Below are 17,558 nucleotides of genomic sequence, written 5' to 3' on the forward strand. Positions count from 1 at the left end.
GGACTCAGGCCGGGGCGAGAGTCCCCCGCCGGCGGCGTCGCCATGTCAGCGCGGGTGACACCACGGCGAGCACGAACAGAACGCCCGCGGTGATCAGGTTCGCCGCCGTCTGCCCTTGGAGGACGGCGTACAGGCCGCCTGCGACACCGCCCAGCGACAGGCCGACGGCGGGCTGCCAGCGGTCGGTCGTCAGTCCCGTGATCACCACCACATAGGACGGCATCGCGGCGAGAAACAACACCCAGCCGTGCCACCCGAAGCCGTCCGCCGCGACACAGCCGCCGCGCGGCCCCTGTTGGCAACCGCCCTCGGCAAGACCGACGATCCCCCAGCTCGCGGCCAGCAGGACCAGGGCGCCGACCGGCATCCACGTCCACTTCGTCTCGCTGAACGGCCGGCTTCCCGGCGACCGCTCCGCGTCGGCCCCGCTGTTTCCCCCGTGTCCCGACATCGCTCGATCATAGGGTCGCCGCGCGGAGTTGGGGAGTGCGCCGATCCCCGCCGTCCCGGCGCGCCGGCCGCATGCGCCGACCGCTCCGTCCGGTCCGTTCACGGCATGGCCCTCCACTCACACCACAGGCATTCCGACTCGTACGCCGTCTGTGTCCGGGTACTCCGCCATCTTGCGAATGACATACGGCATCACCGACCGGGCACTCACGGGTGCATCACCTTGATGTGTCGCTGTAGCTCACCATTCGCCTCGGATACCGCGCTGTGGTCCCCGGTGGAGCGGGCGTTCTGCCTACGGACCGCCAGGGGCAGACAGTGACCGCACCCCGGATGCGCGGATGGTTCGGGAGGAAGCTCCCTCAAGCCGTACGCCTGCGGCTTCTGTGTCTCTGGGGTCACCATGCACGCCGTCCCTCCATGCGGAATGTCGTCTGACCTGATGCTCTTTCGGAAGGCGCGACAGCGGCTAGGGCCTTTCCCGTCTCCGCAACAAGTCGTCCCGCAGGCCACCCAACACCTCTCGCATGGCGTCGCCGTAAAGGGCGGTAGCGGCGAACCCGTCGAACTTCGCCACGTAGAGGGCCACGTCCCTGGGGTCCGTGACGATGAGTTCCGCATGCACGGTCTCGACGGTCACCGCGCGGTCGTCGCGGATGACGAACGCGTGGTTCGGTATGTCGTGCTGGCGCCCGGACAGAGGTACTACCCGCACGTCAAGATGAGGGAGCCGGGACACGCTGATGAGCCTGTCCAACTGCCCGGCCATGACCAATGGGGGCACGATGAGCCACCGGAGTACCGGTTCTGTGATCACGAAGCGGAGAGCCTTGCTCTCGTCGTAGAGCACGGCTTGGCGTTCAAGCCTCGCGGTCACGGTCTCCCGGACGGTCGTCTCGCTCAGCTCCTGGTGTCGGGACAAGACGGCTCTCATGTACTCCGGTGTCTGGAGCAGACCGGGCACCAGGGCTGGTTGGAAGAGCCTCAGCCGGCTCATGCGGGCATCCACGGCCTTCAGTTGCCGCTGCGCCTTGTGGAGTCCGGCGCGCTGGATCAGGCGCCACGCGGTAGCTTCTGTCGCCGCGGCGCGGGCGGCATCCATGTACTCGGATTTCACATCGTGCGAGACGCCGATAGCGGTGAGAATGCGGTCTACGTCATCCGTGCTGGGGCTGAACTTCCCGGTCTCGATCTTGCTGAGTTTGCTTGCTGACATGACAGCGCCACGGGCTACCGCTTTGGCTTCCTTACCGGAAGCAGCGCGCAGTGCCCGTAGCGCGGCACCCAACTCCGAACGGTTCACTCGCCGTACTTCGCCCACCAGTCCGGGAACCGCTCAGCGTGCGCCAAAGCCACGTCTCGCCGAGCGACGAACTCCGCCGCTCGGTCGTCGGGCAGCACCTCGGCCCCGAGGAACTTGCCACCGTGCGTGTAATACATTGGTGCGGGAGTGACTGAGTCGAACAGCCAGAAATCGCTTGCGTTTTCCGGCAGAGGCGTGGGCCGATTGGTCACGTCCAGGATGAAGAACTCCTCACCGGCCGTGGCGTTCGTGACGTATCCCCAGCCCAATTCGAACCGTAGGTACGGTGACAATGGCCGAGTGAGCACATGGACCCGGTACATGCGGCGTCCCGAGTCGACGTAGGACCTGACTTCCGCCAGCCAGTCGGCGTTGTATTCGGCCGGCCGCTCCTGGCCGTCCATAAACGCCCTGAAGGCGTCCGTGCTGCCTGAGCCGCTGTAGTCGTCCAGAGTCTCCAGCCGGAACGCTTCGCGCTCGAAGGTATCGAACATGTCTCCGAGAGACCTAGCCAAGCTGATCACCGAATGCCTTCATGATCAGATCCATCGGGATCTCCACAAGCGTTTCATGCGCGGGAATCCGTAGGCCATGGTCGGCTGGTGTCTCGCCCTGAACGAGGATCGTGCCCCGATCGGTTTTGTAAATGGTGGGGCAGTCCTTCTTGTCGCACGTCGTCGCCAGCATGGTCACCTTCACGAACGCTCCCCTTTTCCGTGGACCGCGGTCTTCCTGTCGATCCTTACGGGCACGGTGAGTGCAGGACAAGAGGACTGGCTTTCCGGAACGGGAAACTGGAGGCGGCGCCGCCCCTGGCCGGAACCTTCAGCGGGCTGGGCATCCCATGGCGGGGCCCGCCTCCGGGCCCGGGTGTGGGCCGGGTGGTCGCGGGGCTTGTGGCGCCGGCCGTTCTCGGCGTCGTGCCTCGTCCGGAGGCCGGCCGTCCGGGGCCGGGCGTTTGCCGGCCGGTCAGTGGTTGCCGTGCACTCCCAGGTGCGTGACGACGAAACTGTGATCGTATTTGAGGCCGTATGTCATGAGGCGGTCCAGGCCGAGGTGGAACAGGCCAACGGCCCCCGCGACCGTGAACGCGCTGATGTGCCATCCGGCCCCCGCGACGAGCAGTGCCAGTGGCAGGGGTGCGGTGTGCGCGAGGTTGTAGATCCAGGCGCCCGCCCGCGGGCCTGCCAGGTAACCGAGCCAGGACAGGTCAGGGACCAGGAACAGCGCCGGGACCAGCCACCACGCATACCCGGTGGTGGCGAACACGGCGAGAGCGGCTCCGGCGACCGCCAGTCCTTCGATCCGCAGCCAGGTCAGCGGCCGGCCGTTGACCACGCCCGGGGTGGCGACGCCGGGCGATACGAGGGTGGCGTTCTTCCCGGCCGGGGGCGTGTCTGTGGTCCTCGTGGGTGGATCGGTGGCGGTCATGCCGGTCCTTCGTGAGCGGGAGGGGTGGAGGGCTGGTCCGCCCGCAGGCCGGCGATCAGGGTGTCGACGAGATAGCGGAAGCTGCGGTCGACGTCGCGGGGCATCCCGAAGCCGCCGGAGCTCTCCAGGCTGACAAAGCCGTGAAGGGCCGAGCGCAGCGTGCGGGTGGCGTCGATGGCGCGGTCGTCACGCAGTCCGAAGCCGGCGAGGACGTCCAAGAAGATCTCCAGGGCCTCGCTGCTGACCCGGAGGTCTTCCTCGTCACCGGCCGCGGGTGCGCGAATGGTGGCGGCGTAGCGCCCGGGGTGGTCGACCGCCCAGCGGCGGTACGCGTCGGCGATCGCGTGGACCGCGTCCGGGCCGGACCGGCCGACGGCGGCCCGGGCGAGCGCGTGTCCGAATTCGCGTTTCGCCTGGACGGAGATGCCGTGCCGGAGGGCGTCCAGCGAGGCGGTGTGTTTGTAGAGGGAGGGCGTCCGTACACCCACCCGCTCGGCCAACAGGCCCATGGACAGCTCCGCGAAGCCGACCTCGTCGGCGAGCGCCGCACCGGCTGCGACGACCGCGGCCGGGCTGAGGCCGGCCCTAGGCACGGGCGTGCGCGTGCAGGAAGGCGAGCATCAGGGACACCACGTCGTCGGGATACTGGACGTGCGGGTAGTGACCCGCGCCTTCGATCATCTCAAGTCGCCCCAGCCCGGCCGGCAGGGCGGCCACGATCGCCTCGCCCTCGGCCCGCGGGTCGGCCCAGTCCGGGTCGAGCGAGCCCTGCACGATCAGGGCCGGGCAACGCACGTTCTCCAACTGCGCCCCGGCATCGGTGGGCGCGGACTGGAACATCTTCTGAAACGCCTTCATACGGTCCGGCTCGCGCAGCATGGCATCGATCTGGGCCAACCGCTCGGTCCAGTCGGCGGGCTTCTTCCCCGGGTAGGCGCTGTCGAGGTAGCCGCGCCAGCGGGCCACGCTGCCCAGCATGCCGGCGCCGGCCATCTGGAGCGCCGCCTTGCGGTAGCCGCCGAACCGCAGATCGCCCAGCTTGAACGACTGCCCGCGGGTGAATGGCCCCAGTTCGACGATGCCGGTGATCAGGTCGGGCGCCTGGGCGGCCGCGATGGTGGCGGCGCCGCCGGAGATCGAGTGACCGACCAGCACCGCCGGGCCGCCGAGGAGGCGGATCACCGCGAGCAGGTCGCCGGCGATATCGGTACGGCTGTAGGACGGCCACCGCGCGCTCGACTCGCCGCAGCCCCGTATGTCGACTGCGGCGACCCGGTACCCGGCGGCCACCAGGCGTGGCGAGACGAACCGGTACGCCTCACGGCTGTCCCCCATGCCGGGGGCCAGGACGACCAGCGGGCCCTCGCCGGCCACCTCGTACGCGATCGTTCCGTCGTCGACTGTCAGATATTCGGTCATTGCGTCCCTCACGTCCGGCTACTCCTTGGACTGCAAAAGCTAACGTCATAAGCTAATTTCGTCAACAGGTTAGCCGTGAGAGATCGAACGGGCCCCCGGACCGACGGCCGGCTCGGGGAAATCCCGATGCCCGGCACAACGCGGGGAGGGCTCCCCGGCCTGAGCGCGCTGCCACACGCGCCCCGGCCCGGAAGCCCTCCCGGAAGCCCACCCCGGCCCGATCCCTCGGACCGGACTCGTCTGTCGGTCCCGCCCGTCGGTCCCGCCTGTCAAGCGCCCGTCAGTCCCGCAGTGCCGTCTGCACCCGTACGGTCTTGCGCCTCGCGATACGGGTCGCACGGCCCGGCGGCAGGATCTGGCCCTTGACGTTGCCGAAGACGTACCCCTCGGACGGCGGGCAGGACAGCAGCAGACCCGGCGTGTTGACCTCCTGGAGCCGTCGCATGAGATGGTCGCCCAGACCGCGCCCGGCGCCCGAGGCGGAGCGGGCGACGACGATGTGCAGGCCCACCTCGTAGCCGAGCGCGAGCTGGTCGAGCAGCGGGTCGAACGGCGCGTTCATCGGGCCCGTACCGACCATGTCGTAGTCGTCGACCAGGATGAACAGCCGCGGCCCCGACCACCAGTCGCACAGCCGCATCCGGGCCGGCGCGATGTCCGGGCCCGGCACGCGGGTCTTGACCGCCCGCGCCGCTCCGTCGATGAGGTCCCGCAGGCCGTCGATGGAGACCGCGTGCCCGAGCCGGTATGCGTCGGGGATCGTCTCCACCAGGTCGCGGCGGTAGTCCACGACCATGATCCGTGCCTCGGCCGGGGTGTAGCGGTCCATGATGGCCTTGGCCGTGAGCCGCAGCAGATTGGTCTTGCCGCTCTCGGTGTCGCCGACCACGATCATGTGCGGGTTCTCGCTGAAGTCGTGCCAGACGGTGGAGAGTTCGTCCTCCTCCAGGCCGATCGGCATCCTGAAGTCGCCTTCCGGAGACGGGAGTTCCGCCACCGGCAGGACGGTCGGCAGCATCCGGACCGGCGGCGCGGGCGGGCCCTGCCAGCTCTCCGCGACGGCGGAGACCAGGCCCGCGACCCCGTCGCTGAGGTCGTCGGCCCGCTCCGTGCCGTCGATGCGCGGCAGCGCGGTGAGGTAGTGGAGCTTGCCCTCGCGGGTCAGGCCGCGCCCGGGGAGCCGGGGGACCGTGGCCGCCCGGCGCATGTCGATCTCGGAGTCCATGGGGTCACCCATCCGCAGCTCCAGATGGGTGGCCGCCTGGTCGCGCACGGCGGACGACAGCTCCACCCAGCGGGCGGTGGTGACGATCAGATGGACGCCGTAGTTGAGACCGCGGGCGGCGATGGCGTTGAACGTCGTGATGTGCCGGTCGTAGTCCTGCCGTACGGTCGACCAGCCGTCGATCACCAGGAAGACGTCGCCGTGCTGCTCGTCCGGGAACTCACCGGCGTCCCGGCGGCGGCGGAAGGTCGCCATGGAGTCGATGCCGTGGTCCAGGAAGAAGCGCTCCCTGGCCGCCAGCAGGGTGTTGACCTCGGCGATCGTACGGCCCACCCGCTCGCTGTCCAGGCGCGCCGCGACCCCGCTCATATGCGGCAGCCCGGCCAGCCCGGCCAGGGTGCCGCCGCCGAAGTCCAGGCAGTAGAACTGCACTTCGCGGGGGGTGTGGGTGAGAGCCAGCGCGGTGAGGATCGTACGGACCATGGTGCTCTTGCCGCTCTGCGGTCCGCCCGCGACGGCGATATGACCGCCCGCGCCCGCCAGGTCGATCAGCAGCAGATCGCGGAGCTGGTCGAAGGGCCGGTCGATGATGCCGATGGGCACCTGGAGCCGGCCCCGGCCCGGCCAGCCGACGGTGGTGAGACCCAGTTCGGGGTCGGGTGTCAGCGGCGGCAGGACCTGGTCCAGCGTCGACGGCAGATCCAGCGGCGGCAGCCACACCTGGTGCGCCGGCGGTCCCGAGCCGAGCAGCCGCTCCACGGCGACGGACAGCAGCGTGTCGCCGGTCTCCTCCGACTCCGGCTCGGGCTCCGGCGCGGCGGGCAGATGGCGCGGCACCACATAGCCGCTGGTCCACGGCAGCGTCTGGCTGGCCACCCGGGCCTGGTTGGCGGTGCCGCGCCGCTGCCGGTAGGGGCCCGACACATACGCGGCGCGGAAGCGGGTCAGCGCCTCCACACCGGACTTGAGGAAGCCGCTGCCGGGCTGCGGCGGAAGCTGGTACGCGTCCGGGACCCCCAGGACGCCACGGCTCTCCATGGCGGAGAAGGTGCGCAGCCCGATGCGGTACGAGAGATGACTCTCCAACTGGTGCATCCGGCCCTCGTCGAGCCGCTGCGAGGCGAGCAGGAGATGGACGCCGAGGCTGCGCCCGAGCCGCCCGATCATCACGAACAGCTCCATGAACTCGCGGTGTGCGGCGAGCAGTTCGCTGAACTCGTCGACGACGACGAACAGGCTGGGCAGCGGCTCCAGCGGGGTCCCGGCGGCCCGCGCCTTCTCGTAGTCCAGGGCGGAGGTGTAGTTCCCGGCGCTGCGCAGCAGCTCCTGGCGGCGGATCAGCTCGCCGTGCAGGGCGTCCTGCATCCGGGAGACCAGCGCGGCCTCACCGGCGAGGTTGGTGATGACGGCCGAGGTGTGGGGCAGCTCGTCCAGGCCGAGGAAGGTCGCGCCGCCCTTGAAGTCGACCAGGACGAAGTTGAGCGTCTCGGAGGAGTTGGCGAGGGCGAGGGCGAGCACCAGGGTCCGCAGCAGCTCGCTCTTGCCGGAGCCGGTGGCGCCGATGAGCATGCCGTGCGGGCCGGTGCCGCCCTGCGCGGACTCCTTGATGTCGAGTTCCACCGGGACGCCGTCGGCGCCGACCGCGATGGGCACCCGCAGCCGGTTGGGCCCGGTGTTGCGCTGCCACAGCGTCGGCGGATCGTGCCGGAACAGGTCGGGGATGCCCAGCAGGGTGGTCAGTTCGACATTGGTGGACAGCGGTTCCGCGACATCGGTGCCCATGCCCATGCGGTACGGCGAGAGCCGCTTCGCGAGGGCCGTGGCGCCGACCGGGCCGAAGCTGTCGGGGCGCCCGAGCCTGGTGGTCTGCTCCTTGCGGTCCCGGTCGGTGCGTACCAGGTCGAAGGAGTCCTCGGCCACGTCGAAGCGGAGCGTGACCCGGCCGGGCCGCCAGGTCAGCGCGCCGGTGAGGTCGAGCACGACGGTGTTGCGCAGCCCGGGGCCGTCCAGCCGGTGGCCGCCGGGGACGGTGCCGCCGTCGATCACGATGACGGTGAACGGCTCCTCGCGGCCGGGCACCGAGTCGGGGTCGAACGGCGGCCGTTCCAGGAACTCGGCGCCGAGCAGGTCCTCCAGTTCGTTGAAGGCCGAGCCGGTCATCCGGGCGGGGCCCGCGCCGTCGCTCTCCTGCGGATGCAGGTTGTGCGGCAGCCACTTGACCCACTCCCAGTCCGGCCGCCGCTCGTCGGACACGCACAGCGCCAGCCACACGTCGTCCGGTGAGTGGAAGGTCACGAGCTGGGCGACGATCGCGCGGGCCACCGACCGTATCCGCTCCTCGTCGCCCCGGAACAGCACCCGGGCCCAGGCCCGCAGATAGATGGCGATGGGCTGCTCGGGCACGGTCGTATACGCGCGGATGAAGCTGCGCAGCGCGTGCGCGGCCAGCGGCTCCAGGTCCTCGACGGGACTGGTGGACATCGGGGTCAGCCGCAGCCCGAGCTTCTGCTCGCCGACGGCGACCCGGATCTCCCCGAAGTCCTCGTCCTGCGGGCGCCGTTCCCACAGCCGGGTGGAGCCGACCAGCGACCACAGGGCGGCGGGCACCGGATGCCGCCAGGCGAGGGCGCGCTGCTGGTCCACGACGGCGGCCCTGACCTTGCGCCGGGTCTGGGTGAGATAGCGCAGGTAGTCGCGGCGCTCGCCCTTCAGCCGCTGCTTGCGCTCACCGCTCCTGCGCATCACCTGGCCGACCATCATGGCCCCGGCGGAGACCACCATCAGCCCCAGTGCGAGATAGATGAAACCGCCGCTTCCCCGGGCCATGCCGGGGCGCATGAACATCAGCATCATGGAGACGGACATGAGCGCCATCGGGAGATAGGTCCAGACGGCGGAGGAGTCCGGGACCACCTCGGGCAGCGTGGGCGGCTCCTGGAGGCTGACTTCGCCCTCGGGCATCTCCGGGCCGCGCCTGCGGGCCGGCCTGCGGAACAGGACCACACTCAAGGACGGTCTCCTTTAACGGCGCTGAAACAGAAACGTGGCGGGTTGACGGATCGGTAACCGGCGGGGACGGGCCGGTGAACGCTCACGCGTGAACGGCCGATTCCGGTGTCCGTGGTCCCGGCGGCGGGCGGCTGATACTACGATCCGTCGAGCGGACCGCCAAGGATCAACCTTGCACATCTCTCTGTCTGTTCGGGGTCCTCGCGTGGATCGCCCGGTGATCGAAGCCGGAATCCCACGTGCCCGTCGGACAGGCAGCCGGAACCGGAGAGGCGTGACCCAGCCCGATGACTGACAACCAGGTGGCCGGCGCGTGCCGCCTGACGGTGCGTACCCCGGCCAGAACCATCGACCTCGCCGTGCCCGCCGACGTCCCGGTGGCCGACCTGCTGCCGGCGATTCTCGGCTACGCGGGAGACGGCCTGGAGGAATCCGGCATCGAGCACGGGGGCTGGGTGCTCCAGCGGCTCGGTGGCGAACCCATGGACGAGGAGCGCACCCTCGACTCGTTCGAGCTGCGCGACGGCGAGACGGTCTACCTCAGGCCCCGTACCGAGGCACTGCCCGAGGTGCACCTCGACGATCTGGTGGACGGCATCTCCACCACCATGCGGCAGCGTCCGCACGGCTGGAGCCCGGAGGCCGGGCGACGGCTGCTGCGCGGCCTCGCGGTGGCCGTGCTGCTCACCGGGATGCTGGTGCTCGCGCTGCCCGGCGGATCCGTCACGCCGAGGGCCCTGTGCGCCGCCGCCGCCGGACTGCTGCTGCTCGCCGGGGCCGCCGCCGCCGGACGCGCGGTCGGCGACGCGGCGGCGGCGGCGACGCTCGGCTTCATGGTCGGTCCGTATCTGGCGCTCGCCGGCTGGCTGCTCACCGGTGGTGAGCTGACCGGCCCCGACGCCCACGAGGTGCTGGGGCCCCGGCTGCTCGCCGCGTCCGCCGCCGGCGCGGGCGGCGCGGTGCTCGCGCTGGCCGCGGTGGCGTCGTTCGCGGCGCTGTTCCTCTGCCTGGCCGTGGTCGCGGCCTTCGGCGCGCTCGGCGCGGTCCTGATGATCACCGCGGACCTGGCGCCGCAGGAGGCCGCCGGGGTCGTCGCGCTGACCGCCGTGGTGCTCGGCGCCTTTGTGCCGTCGCTGTCGTTCCGGATGTCCGGACTGCGGATGCCGCCGCTGCCCACCAACGCGCAGCAGCTCCAGGAAGGCATCGAGCCGCATCCCACCGCCGTGGTCGCCACCCGCGCCGTACTCGCGGACGGCTGGATGACCTCGCTGTACGGGGCCGTCGGCGTGGTCTGCGCCGGCTGCCTCGCGCTGCTGGTGCGCCGGGCCGGACTGCCCGAGGTCTGCATGGTGGTGGCGCTCGTCCTGCTGCTGATGCTGCACGCCCGAGGGCTGGGCAATGTCTGGCAGCGGCTCTCCCTGGTGCTGCCCGCCGCGTGGGGCGCGGTGCTGCTGGTCCTCGCCGGTGTGCACGGCGCCGCGCCGGAGACCCGGCTGCTGGCCACCGGCGGACTGCTGGCCGCCACCGCGGTCATCGCCATCCTTTCCTGGACCGTGCCGGGGCGCCGGCTCGTGCCGTACTGGGGCCGGGCCGCGGAGCTGCTGCACTCGGCGGCGGCGATCAGCCTGCTGCCTCTCGCCCTGTGGGTGCTCGGCGTCTACGGCGACCTGCGCGCCCTCAACGGCTGAACCCGCTGAACCCGAGGGAGCACCCCTGTGCAGTCCAAACGTGATCAGGTCCAGGCGCACATGTTCGTCATGGGGCGGCTGACGTCCGGCATGCTGCGCGGCGACCCGGACGCGCCGGAGAGCCCGCAGGGCAGAACCAACCGGGGCATCGTCATGGGCGTGGTGATCGCCGTGCTGCTGCTGGCGGGCTCGTTCGTCTTCGGTCTGCTCAAGCCGGGCACCAAGGACTCCTGGCGGGAGGCCGGGACGCTGGTCGTCAACAAGGACACCGGGTCCCGCTATCTCTATCTGGACGGCCGGCTGCGGCCGGTGCGCAACTACGCGTCGGCGCGACTGCTCGCCGGCGCCGACATGGCGACCAGCAGCGTCGGGACCGCCTCGCTGAGCGGCACCCCGCACGGCGCGCCCGTGGGCATCAGCGGCGCGCCCGATGTGCTGCCGGCGGGCGGCGACCTGGACACCGGTCCCTGGCAGGTGTGTTCCGGCTCGGCCGACGGCGCGTCCGGCACCACCCTCGCCGTGGGTTCCGCCGCCGGCGGCCAGGGTCTGGCCACCTCGCGGGCGCTGCTGGTGACCGGGCCCGACAAGGCCGACTATCTGGTGTGGCGCGGCAGCAAACTGCGCCTCGACCGGGAGCACGGCGCCGCCGAGGCCCTCGGTTACGGTTCCGCGCCGCGTGTGCGGGTGTCGGCGGCGTTTCTGAACTCCCTGCCCTCCGGGCCCGATCTGGCCGCGCCCCAGGTGCCGGACAGGGGCGCGGAAGGGCCGGAGCTGAGCGGCAGGAAGACCCGGATCGGCGAGGTCTTCCGGGTGACGGTGCCCGGCTCCGCCGAGCGGTACTACCTGCTGCGGCGCGAGGGGCTGGCACCGCTGACGGCCACCGGGGCCGCGCTGGTGCTGGGCGACCCGGAGACCAGGAAGAAGGTGTACGGAGGCGGCGCCGCGGCCGCCGCCGAGCTGGGGACGGACGCCCTGGACGGCCGGCGGGCCGCACCGGTCTCCGGGTCCGGCACGGCCGGAGAGCTGCCGGAGGCGCCGCCGAGTGCGGTGGCCGTCGAGCGGGACTGGACCGCCTGTGTGCGGATCCAGGCGGGCGGCACCGGCACCCGGGTGGGTGTGGCCCTGGTGCGGGAGGCCGCTCTCGGCCCCGCCGCGCAGGCCCCGCCGGAGGGGCTGACGCCGGCCTGTGTGGCGGTCGGACGGATCACCGTACGGCCGGGCGGCGGCGCTCTGGTGCGCGCGCTGGGCGCGGGCGGCGGCGCGCTGGGCGGCACTGTCTACCTGGTGACCGACACCGGTATGAAGTACCGGGTGGCCTCGGAGAGCGCGATGGCGGCGCTCGGATATACGGAGAGCCAGGCGCAGGGGCTTCCGGCTCCGCTGCTGGCCATGCTGCCGACCGGCCCCGACCTCACGCCGGAGGCCGCGGCGACCGGCCGGGCCACCACCACGGCCGCGAAGTGCGGCCGTGCATGACCGTGCCTCACATTGAGCTGAGGTTACGTCAGGAAGAATTATTGGTACGGCAGTTGGCAAGGACCGGCGTCCAGTGAAGGAACTTCCGGGAACTCATTGCTCCCGGAACTGCCGCCTGTCTACGTTTAGCTGCCCGGACGACTCGACGCGATCAGCAGGAGGTGCACGTCCATGGCGGGCATGCAGCAGTCAGAGGCACGCGCCACACAGAACGGCGTCAACGCCCTTGAGCAGGCGTTCACCGGCATTCAGAACAGCCGGCAGGACGTCGAGAACATGAAGTTCAACCTCGCTTCCGGGCTGAAGGGCTCGGACGGCAAGGCGTATCAGGACCTGCTGAAGCAGTGGGACGACCAGGCGGAAATCATCTCCCGCAATGTCCGGGAGATGATCGACACGCTCAACGAGACGCTCCGGCAGCAGGGTCTGACCCAGGGGTCCTCCAACGAGGCCATCAACCAGGCGTACAGCCAGTCCCAGTCGGTGTTCGACGCCCTGCACGGCTGATCCGGCGCACGGCCGGCACCCACCCCCATCCCCGCTGCGAGACGAGGCAAGCGATGAGCGATTTCACCGACGGACATATCTACGTCGACTACTCCCACATGCAGAACGCCGCGGACGACATGGTCCAGCAGACCAAGGCGATAGCGAGCATTCTCGTCAATCTGGATGCCGAACTCCAGGAGCTCAAGAACACCTGGGAAGGTGACGACAGGGCGGTGTACAGCGAGAAGCAGGCGGCGTGGAACCAGGCCGTCGACGCCATGAAGTCCCTGCTCGCCAGTCACTCGGCCCTGCTCACCGACGTCTCCGACGGCTACCAGTACAGCGAGAAGTCCCTGACCCAGTTGTGGGAGGGCGTCCGCGTCGGTCGCTGACCCGCGGCGCAACCCACCGGGCGGCTGCCCACGCGTACCGCGGGGCGGCCGCCCAGGTCCTGTTCGATTCGAACCAGGAGGAAGACGGCATGGCGGACAGTGCTCCCGTAAACCTGGACAAGGCGTGGCTGGAGAATTTCCTCAACCAGGACATCGAGACCTTCAAGGAAGAAATCAGAAAGATCCTGGGGGACGGCACGCTCTCCGACGGCGCCGTGGTGCCCGCGCTGTCCAATCTGCTGCCGGAGGGTGATCTCGGAGAGGACGCGCTGCCCGGTGCCGCACTGCCGCTGACGATCGGCGGAATGGTCAAGGACGCCTCCACCAACGGACAGCATCTGAGCACCGCGGTGGTCAAGATGATCACCGATGTCACGGCCATCCTCGACGACCAGAAGATCCTGTTCGACAGTATCGACGAGAATCTTCAGACCACGCTCGAAAAGCTCTTCAAGACACAGGGCGAAAATCTGGAGAAGATCGACGGGGAGAAGTTCCTGGACATCTTCTCCGACGTCGACGAAATTCTCGGCGGAAATGGCGACGAGGACGACGACTGATCATGGCCGAAGACAACGTCGTACCGCTCACCAGTGACAATGACTCATGGCAGCAGGCCGTGAGTCTTTTCACCGGATACGCCGCGCCCGCGCGGGACACGCTGTTCCAGAGCCTCATCGGGAACGACGGAATCCCGCAGATGAAAGTGGAGATCACCAAGCAGGGCTCGGTGACGTATGTCGATGTGGACGACCTCAACTGGATGGTCGAGAACTCCGGCTGGCGTATCGAGAACACCGACTTCGTGATCCCCTTCTATGCCACCAGCGGTGACACGGCGTCGGCGGGCGACCAGGTCTCCATGTACAAGGCGCGTTTCACGCTGCTGGGCAACAAGAGCGGCGACGGTCCTCCGGCCGGCGGGGTGGTCGAGGGCGGCGAGTTCAAGAGCCAGTACGAGAACCACCTCGGCCTGTCCGGCGACAAGGCGACCTGGAGCACCGAGGCCCTCACCCAGTACAGCTACGGCACCGGCCGGGCGCTGGAGGCGCTGCTCTACAACGACCACGGGACCCACGGGTTCTCGTGGAACGGCAAGAACGTGGTGAACGACCAGGCCGTCTCGCTGGCCTCCTTCGACACGGCGGCCGGCGCGTTCGACCGGGTCGCGCAGTTCTTCGTGGACCGCAAGAACGCCGTGGAGGAGTGGGAACGCCGGGTCGGAGTGGAGGAGAACGACGCCTGGCGCGGCCAGGCGGCCGGCGTCTTCTGGAATCTCGTCCATACGCTCAGCAAGCAGTACGCCGGTTATGCGAAGGACATGCGGACCGGCACCACCGGCTCCAAGCAGGGCGACGAGATACGCGCCGCGAAGGACGATTTCCGCAATGCCGTGGTCGAGCTGCACCGCCGCTGGATGGACTGGGAACTCTACATGGGGAATCCACTCCGGTGGCTCCATGACCTGTTGAAGGACATCGCGGACCATGTGTGGGAACACAATATAAAGCAGATCACCTACAAGGTGAACAGCACGGGCGGTTACTACACGACCAGCTACTACACCACGTACCACACGACGGGCGCTTTCAGTCAGAACGCCTTTCAGCTCGGAAAGCCCGATGATTTCGGTCCGCTGGACGAGACATCCACCTGGAAGAAGGTCGGAGAGAGAGCGATAGAGAACTGGCAGGCTTCCGTCGTTGAAAATCTCGTGAAGCCCGCCGATGAAGCACTGAAGCTTGTGCACAACAGTTGGAGCACCAAGAACTTCGACCTCGGATCCATCAGGACGAGGGGCGGCGAGGACCTGTCGAGCACTTACGCGGACGACAAGGCCGAGCGGGACGCGGACAAGGCGAAGGAGGAGGCCGAGGCCGCGCAGCGGAAGCAGGACGAGTTCATCCAGTGGCAGAAGGACCAGGCCGCCGCTGCCGCCGCTGCTGCCGCCGCCGCGAAGAAGGAGCAGGAGGAGAAGGAAGCCGCCGCGAAGAAGGAGCAGGAGGAGAAGGAGGCGGCGGCGAAGAAGGAACAGGAGGAGAAGGAGGCCGAGGCCAAGGCGGAGCAGGAGCGCCGGGACAAGGAGCAGGAGGCCAAACAGGCCGAGCAGGAGGCCAAGCAGGAGGCGAAGGAAGCCGAGCAGGAGGCCAAGCAGGAGGCCAAGGAGGCCGAGCAGGAAGCCAAGCAGGCCGAGGCGGAGAAGAAGCAGGAGGCCAAGGAGGCCGAGCTCAAGGCCGAGCAGGAGCGGAAGGAGGCCGAGCAGGAGGCCAAGCAGGCCGAGGCCGAGAAGAGGCAGCAGGAGGCCCAGGCCCGCCAGGAACAGATGCAGATCACGCAGATGAACCAGGCGAAGGCCGAACAGGAGAAGGCGAAGAAGGAGCAGGAGGCGAAACAGGCCGAACAGGAGGCCAAGCAGGAGGCCAAGGAAGCCGAGCAGGAGCAGAAGCAGGCGGAGGCGGAGAAGAAGCAGGAGGCCAAGGAGGCCGAGCTCAGGGCCGAGCAGGAACGCAAGGAACAGGAGCAGGAGCAGAAGCAGGCCGAGGCGGAGAAGGAGCAGCGGCAGCTCCAGGCCGAACAGGAGGCCAAGCAGGAGCAGAAGGAGGCCGAGCAGGAGGCCAAGCAGGAGCAGAAGGAAGCGGAGCAGGAGCAGAAGCAGGCCGAGGCGGAACAGAAACAGGAACAGCTCCGGGCCGACCAGGAGCAGAAGCAGGCCGAGGCGCAGGCCGAGCAGGAGCAGAAGCAGGCCGAGGCCGAGGCCAAGCAGGAGGCCAAGGAGAAGGAGCGGGAAGAGGCGCAGAAGCAGGCCGAGGCCGAGTACGAGCGTCAGCGGGAGACCGCGCTCAACCGGGGCGACCTCTCGTCGCTGGCTCCGCCGACGATCAGCGGCCCGGTGTACCAGGGCGGCGATCTGCCGGGCAGCGGGAGCGACCTCGGTATGCCGCATCTCGACCAGGACGGCCGCGTGGTCACGGACTACCCCGACGGCAGCCGTACGACCATCGACCCGGACACACACACGGCGACCATCACCCGCCCGGACGGCAGCTCCATATCCGGCCCGCTCAACTCCGGTGACTCACTGCCCAATCCCGACGGCAGCGTGTCGCACCTCGACCCGCGGGGCCAGGTGGTCACGGAATTCCCGGACGGCAGCACGTCCGTCCTCGACCCGAGCACCGGCGAGATCACGCACACCTCCCCGGACGGCACGACGACCTCCGGCTATCTGAACGGCGGCGGTGACGGGACGCCCTCCTACGGGTCGCCCTCGTACGGTTCGTCCTCCTCCCAGTCGTCGTACGGTTCGCCCTCCTACGAGGAGGAGCTCTACGACGAGCTGCCGTACGAATCGCCGTACGACAGGCCCTCGCCGGCCGCCGCCGGACTGTCCGCCGCACCGATGACCGGCACCCCGCTGAACACGGGGTCGCTCCCGGGGTCCGGGGCGGGCGGGGCGCCCATGGGCGGCATGCCGATGGGCGGGATGCCCATGGGCGGCGGCGGTATGGGCGGCGGCGGCCAGGGACAGTCGACTTCGGAGCGGGTCCGCAATGTGATCGACGGCGGCCAGGTCGTCAGCAACCGGGGCAGCCGCGGCAGCGCGGGCACCGTCGGCGGGAGCCCCCGCTTCCGCGACGCGGAGGCCGCGGTGCGGACCGGCACCACAGGGGGCAGCCCGTATCCCGCCCCGATGGGCGGCGGCGGCGCTCCCGGGCAGCAGGCGACGCAGAGCGGCGACCGCGCGCGTGAGGCCTGGGTGCAGGAGGAAGAGGACGTCTGGGGCACCGACGAGGGCGGCGCACCGGCCGTGATCGGCCGATGAGCGGTGGGAAAGAGCCCCTGGACCCGATGGAGAAGCGGCTGGCCCAGGCCATGGCCGAGCTCGAAGCCGTACAGGCCGCCGTCGCGCGGGCGGAGGACGAACTCCGGCAGGCGTCGCTGACCGTGCGTTCCCGGGACCGGGCGGTGGAGGTCACCGTCGGCCCCCAGGGCGAGCTGGCGGGGCTGAAGTTCCTGGACGGCAAGTACCGGTCCATGAACGCCACTCAGCTCGCGGCCTCGGTGCTGGAGGCCGCGAACCAGGGGCGCGCGGAGATGGCCCATCGCGTGATGGAGACCTTCGCACCGCTCACACGGCCCAGCGGAAACGTTCCGGAGTTCGGCGGTGTCGACATCGAGTGGGAGCGCATCTTCGGCTCCGCGCTCGGCGGCGGCGCGGGCGCCGGCTCCGGGCGGCCGGGAAGGGACCGGCTGCGCGACGAGATCCACGAGGACACGGACGACGGGCAGGCGAGAGGGAGAGGTCAGTCATGAGCGGTGTCTACGAGGCGAACCCCGGTGCCCTGAGACGGAGCATCGACGGGATGAAGCGGCTCCCCGAGATGGCGAAGGCGCTGGGCGAGGACTTCAGGCAGGCGGAGAACACCTACACCGAATGGCCCGGCTGGACGGACGACTTCGCGCGGCAGGTCCGGCCGAAGTACAACGACAACAACGAGTACTGCCTGCGGATCGGTACGGCTCTGTTCGGCGCCCTCGACGCGCTGGTGTCGGCGACGCTCACCAACCTCGAGAACATCGAGGGAACCCAGTCCGACGCGACCGAGCAGATCCGGGACCACCAGCAGAAGACGGACACGGTGTTGTCCGGCGGTGACGGGCGCGGGAAGCACTGA

General features: G+C 69.6%; 16 protein-coding genes. 8 read left to right on the top strand and 8 right to left on the bottom strand.

Translation table 11 applies throughout. The annotated features are described in order from the left end of the window. Window positions 1–4 precede the first annotated feature (4 nt). The 8 genes from ABZ707_RS12845 to eccCa all read right to left on the bottom strand — a co-directional run bounded on the left by ABZ707_RS12845 (window position 5) and on the right by eccCa (window position 8,831). Window positions 5–451, bottom strand: coding sequence for a hypothetical protein (locus ABZ707_RS12845; RefSeq protein ID WP_360172251.1), 447 nt, complete (start codon window positions 449–451; stop codon window positions 5–7). Between the two features lie 468 nt (window positions 452–919). Next, window positions 920–1,753, bottom strand: coding sequence for a helix-turn-helix transcriptional regulator (locus ABZ707_RS12850; RefSeq protein ID WP_360172254.1), 834 nt, complete (start codon window positions 1,751–1,753; stop codon window positions 920–922). After that, the gene (locus ABZ707_RS12855; RefSeq protein WP_360172257.1) at window positions 1,750–2,277 is read right to left on the bottom strand and encodes a DUF6879 family protein; all 528 of its coding nucleotides are present in this window, start codon (window positions 2,275–2,277) and stop codon (window positions 1,750–1,752) included. The genes ABZ707_RS12850 and ABZ707_RS12855 overlap by 4 nt, the downstream gene beginning before the upstream one ends. Then, on the bottom strand, window positions 2,261–2,452 hold the full coding sequence (locus ABZ707_RS12860) for a hypothetical protein (protein WP_360172259.1): 192 nt from the start codon (window positions 2,450–2,452) through the stop codon (window positions 2,261–2,263). The genes ABZ707_RS12855 and ABZ707_RS12860 overlap by 17 nt, the downstream gene beginning before the upstream one ends. 270 nt (window positions 2,453–2,722) lie before the next feature. Continuing rightward, the gene (locus ABZ707_RS12865; protein ID WP_360172262.1) at window positions 2,723–3,184 is read right to left on the bottom strand and encodes a DUF4260 domain-containing protein; all 462 of its coding nucleotides are present in this window, start codon (window positions 3,182–3,184) and stop codon (window positions 2,723–2,725) included. Next, window positions 3,181–3,777, bottom strand: a complete 597-nt coding sequence (locus ABZ707_RS12870) for a WHG domain-containing protein (protein WP_360172265.1) — start codon at window positions 3,775–3,777, stop codon at window positions 3,181–3,183. Before ABZ707_RS12870 ends, ABZ707_RS12865 begins: the two co-directional genes overlap by 4 nt. Then, window positions 3,770–4,603 carry an alpha/beta hydrolase gene (locus tag ABZ707_RS12875; RefSeq protein WP_360172596.1) on the bottom strand — a complete coding sequence of 278 codons (834 nt, stop codon included), beginning with the start codon at window positions 4,601–4,603 and terminating at the stop codon, window positions 3,770–3,772. The genes ABZ707_RS12870 and ABZ707_RS12875 overlap by 8 nt, the downstream gene beginning before the upstream one ends. A 280-nt stretch (window positions 4,604–4,883) precedes the next feature. After that, window positions 4,884–8,831, bottom strand: a complete 3,948-nt coding sequence (gene eccCa, locus ABZ707_RS12880; RefSeq protein ID WP_360172599.1) for a type VII secretion protein EccCa — start codon at window positions 8,829–8,831, stop codon at window positions 4,884–4,886. Between the two features lie 293 nt (window positions 8,832–9,124). Here eccCa and eccD point away from each other — a divergent pair, with 293 nt between their 5' ends. From eccD to ABZ707_RS12920, 8 genes are all read left to right on the top strand, one after another. After that, window positions 9,125–10,525 (top strand): type VII secretion integral membrane protein EccD, encoded by a 1,401-nt coding sequence (gene eccD, locus ABZ707_RS12885; RefSeq protein ID WP_360172268.1) that lies wholly within the window; start codon window positions 9,125–9,127, stop codon window positions 10,523–10,525. A 27-nt stretch (window positions 10,526–10,552) separates the two neighbouring features. Continuing rightward, window positions 10,553–12,001, top strand: a complete 1,449-nt coding sequence (gene eccB / locus ABZ707_RS12890) for a type VII secretion protein EccB (RefSeq protein WP_360172271.1) — start codon at window positions 10,553–10,555, stop codon at window positions 11,999–12,001. 171 nt (window positions 12,002–12,172) lie between these two features. After that, the gene (locus ABZ707_RS12895) at window positions 12,173–12,508 is read left to right on the top strand and encodes a hypothetical protein (RefSeq protein ID WP_360172274.1); all 336 of its coding nucleotides are present in this window, start codon (window positions 12,173–12,175) and stop codon (window positions 12,506–12,508) included. A 53-nt stretch (window positions 12,509–12,561) separates the two neighbouring features. Continuing rightward, on the top strand, window positions 12,562–12,882 hold the full coding sequence (locus ABZ707_RS12900; protein ID WP_360172277.1) for a WXG100 family type VII secretion target: 321 nt from the start codon (window positions 12,562–12,564) through the stop codon (window positions 12,880–12,882). A gap of 89 nt (window positions 12,883–12,971) precedes the next feature. Next, on the top strand, window positions 12,972–13,442 hold the full coding sequence (locus tag ABZ707_RS12905; RefSeq protein WP_360172280.1) for a type VII secretion system-associated protein: 471 nt from the start codon (window positions 12,972–12,974) through the stop codon (window positions 13,440–13,442). A 2-nt stretch (window positions 13,443–13,444) separates the two neighbouring features. Beyond that, window positions 13,445–16,705, top strand: coding sequence for an AAWKG family protein (locus tag ABZ707_RS12910; RefSeq protein ID WP_360172283.1), 3,261 nt, complete (start codon window positions 13,445–13,447; stop codon window positions 16,703–16,705). Further along, the gene (locus ABZ707_RS12915; protein ID WP_360172286.1) at window positions 16,702–17,196 is read left to right on the top strand and encodes a YbaB/EbfC family nucleoid-associated protein; all 495 of its coding nucleotides are present in this window, start codon (window positions 16,702–16,704) and stop codon (window positions 17,194–17,196) included. The genes ABZ707_RS12910 and ABZ707_RS12915 overlap by 4 nt, the downstream gene beginning before the upstream one ends. Then, window positions 17,193–17,558, top strand: a complete 366-nt coding sequence (locus ABZ707_RS12920; protein WP_360172289.1) for a hypothetical protein — start codon at window positions 17,193–17,195, stop codon at window positions 17,556–17,558. Before ABZ707_RS12915 ends, ABZ707_RS12920 begins: the two co-directional genes overlap by 4 nt.

Source organism: Streptomyces sp. NPDC006923 (assembly GCF_040635655.1).
GTDB lineage: Bacteria > Actinomycetota > Actinomycetes > Streptomycetales > Streptomycetaceae > Streptomyces.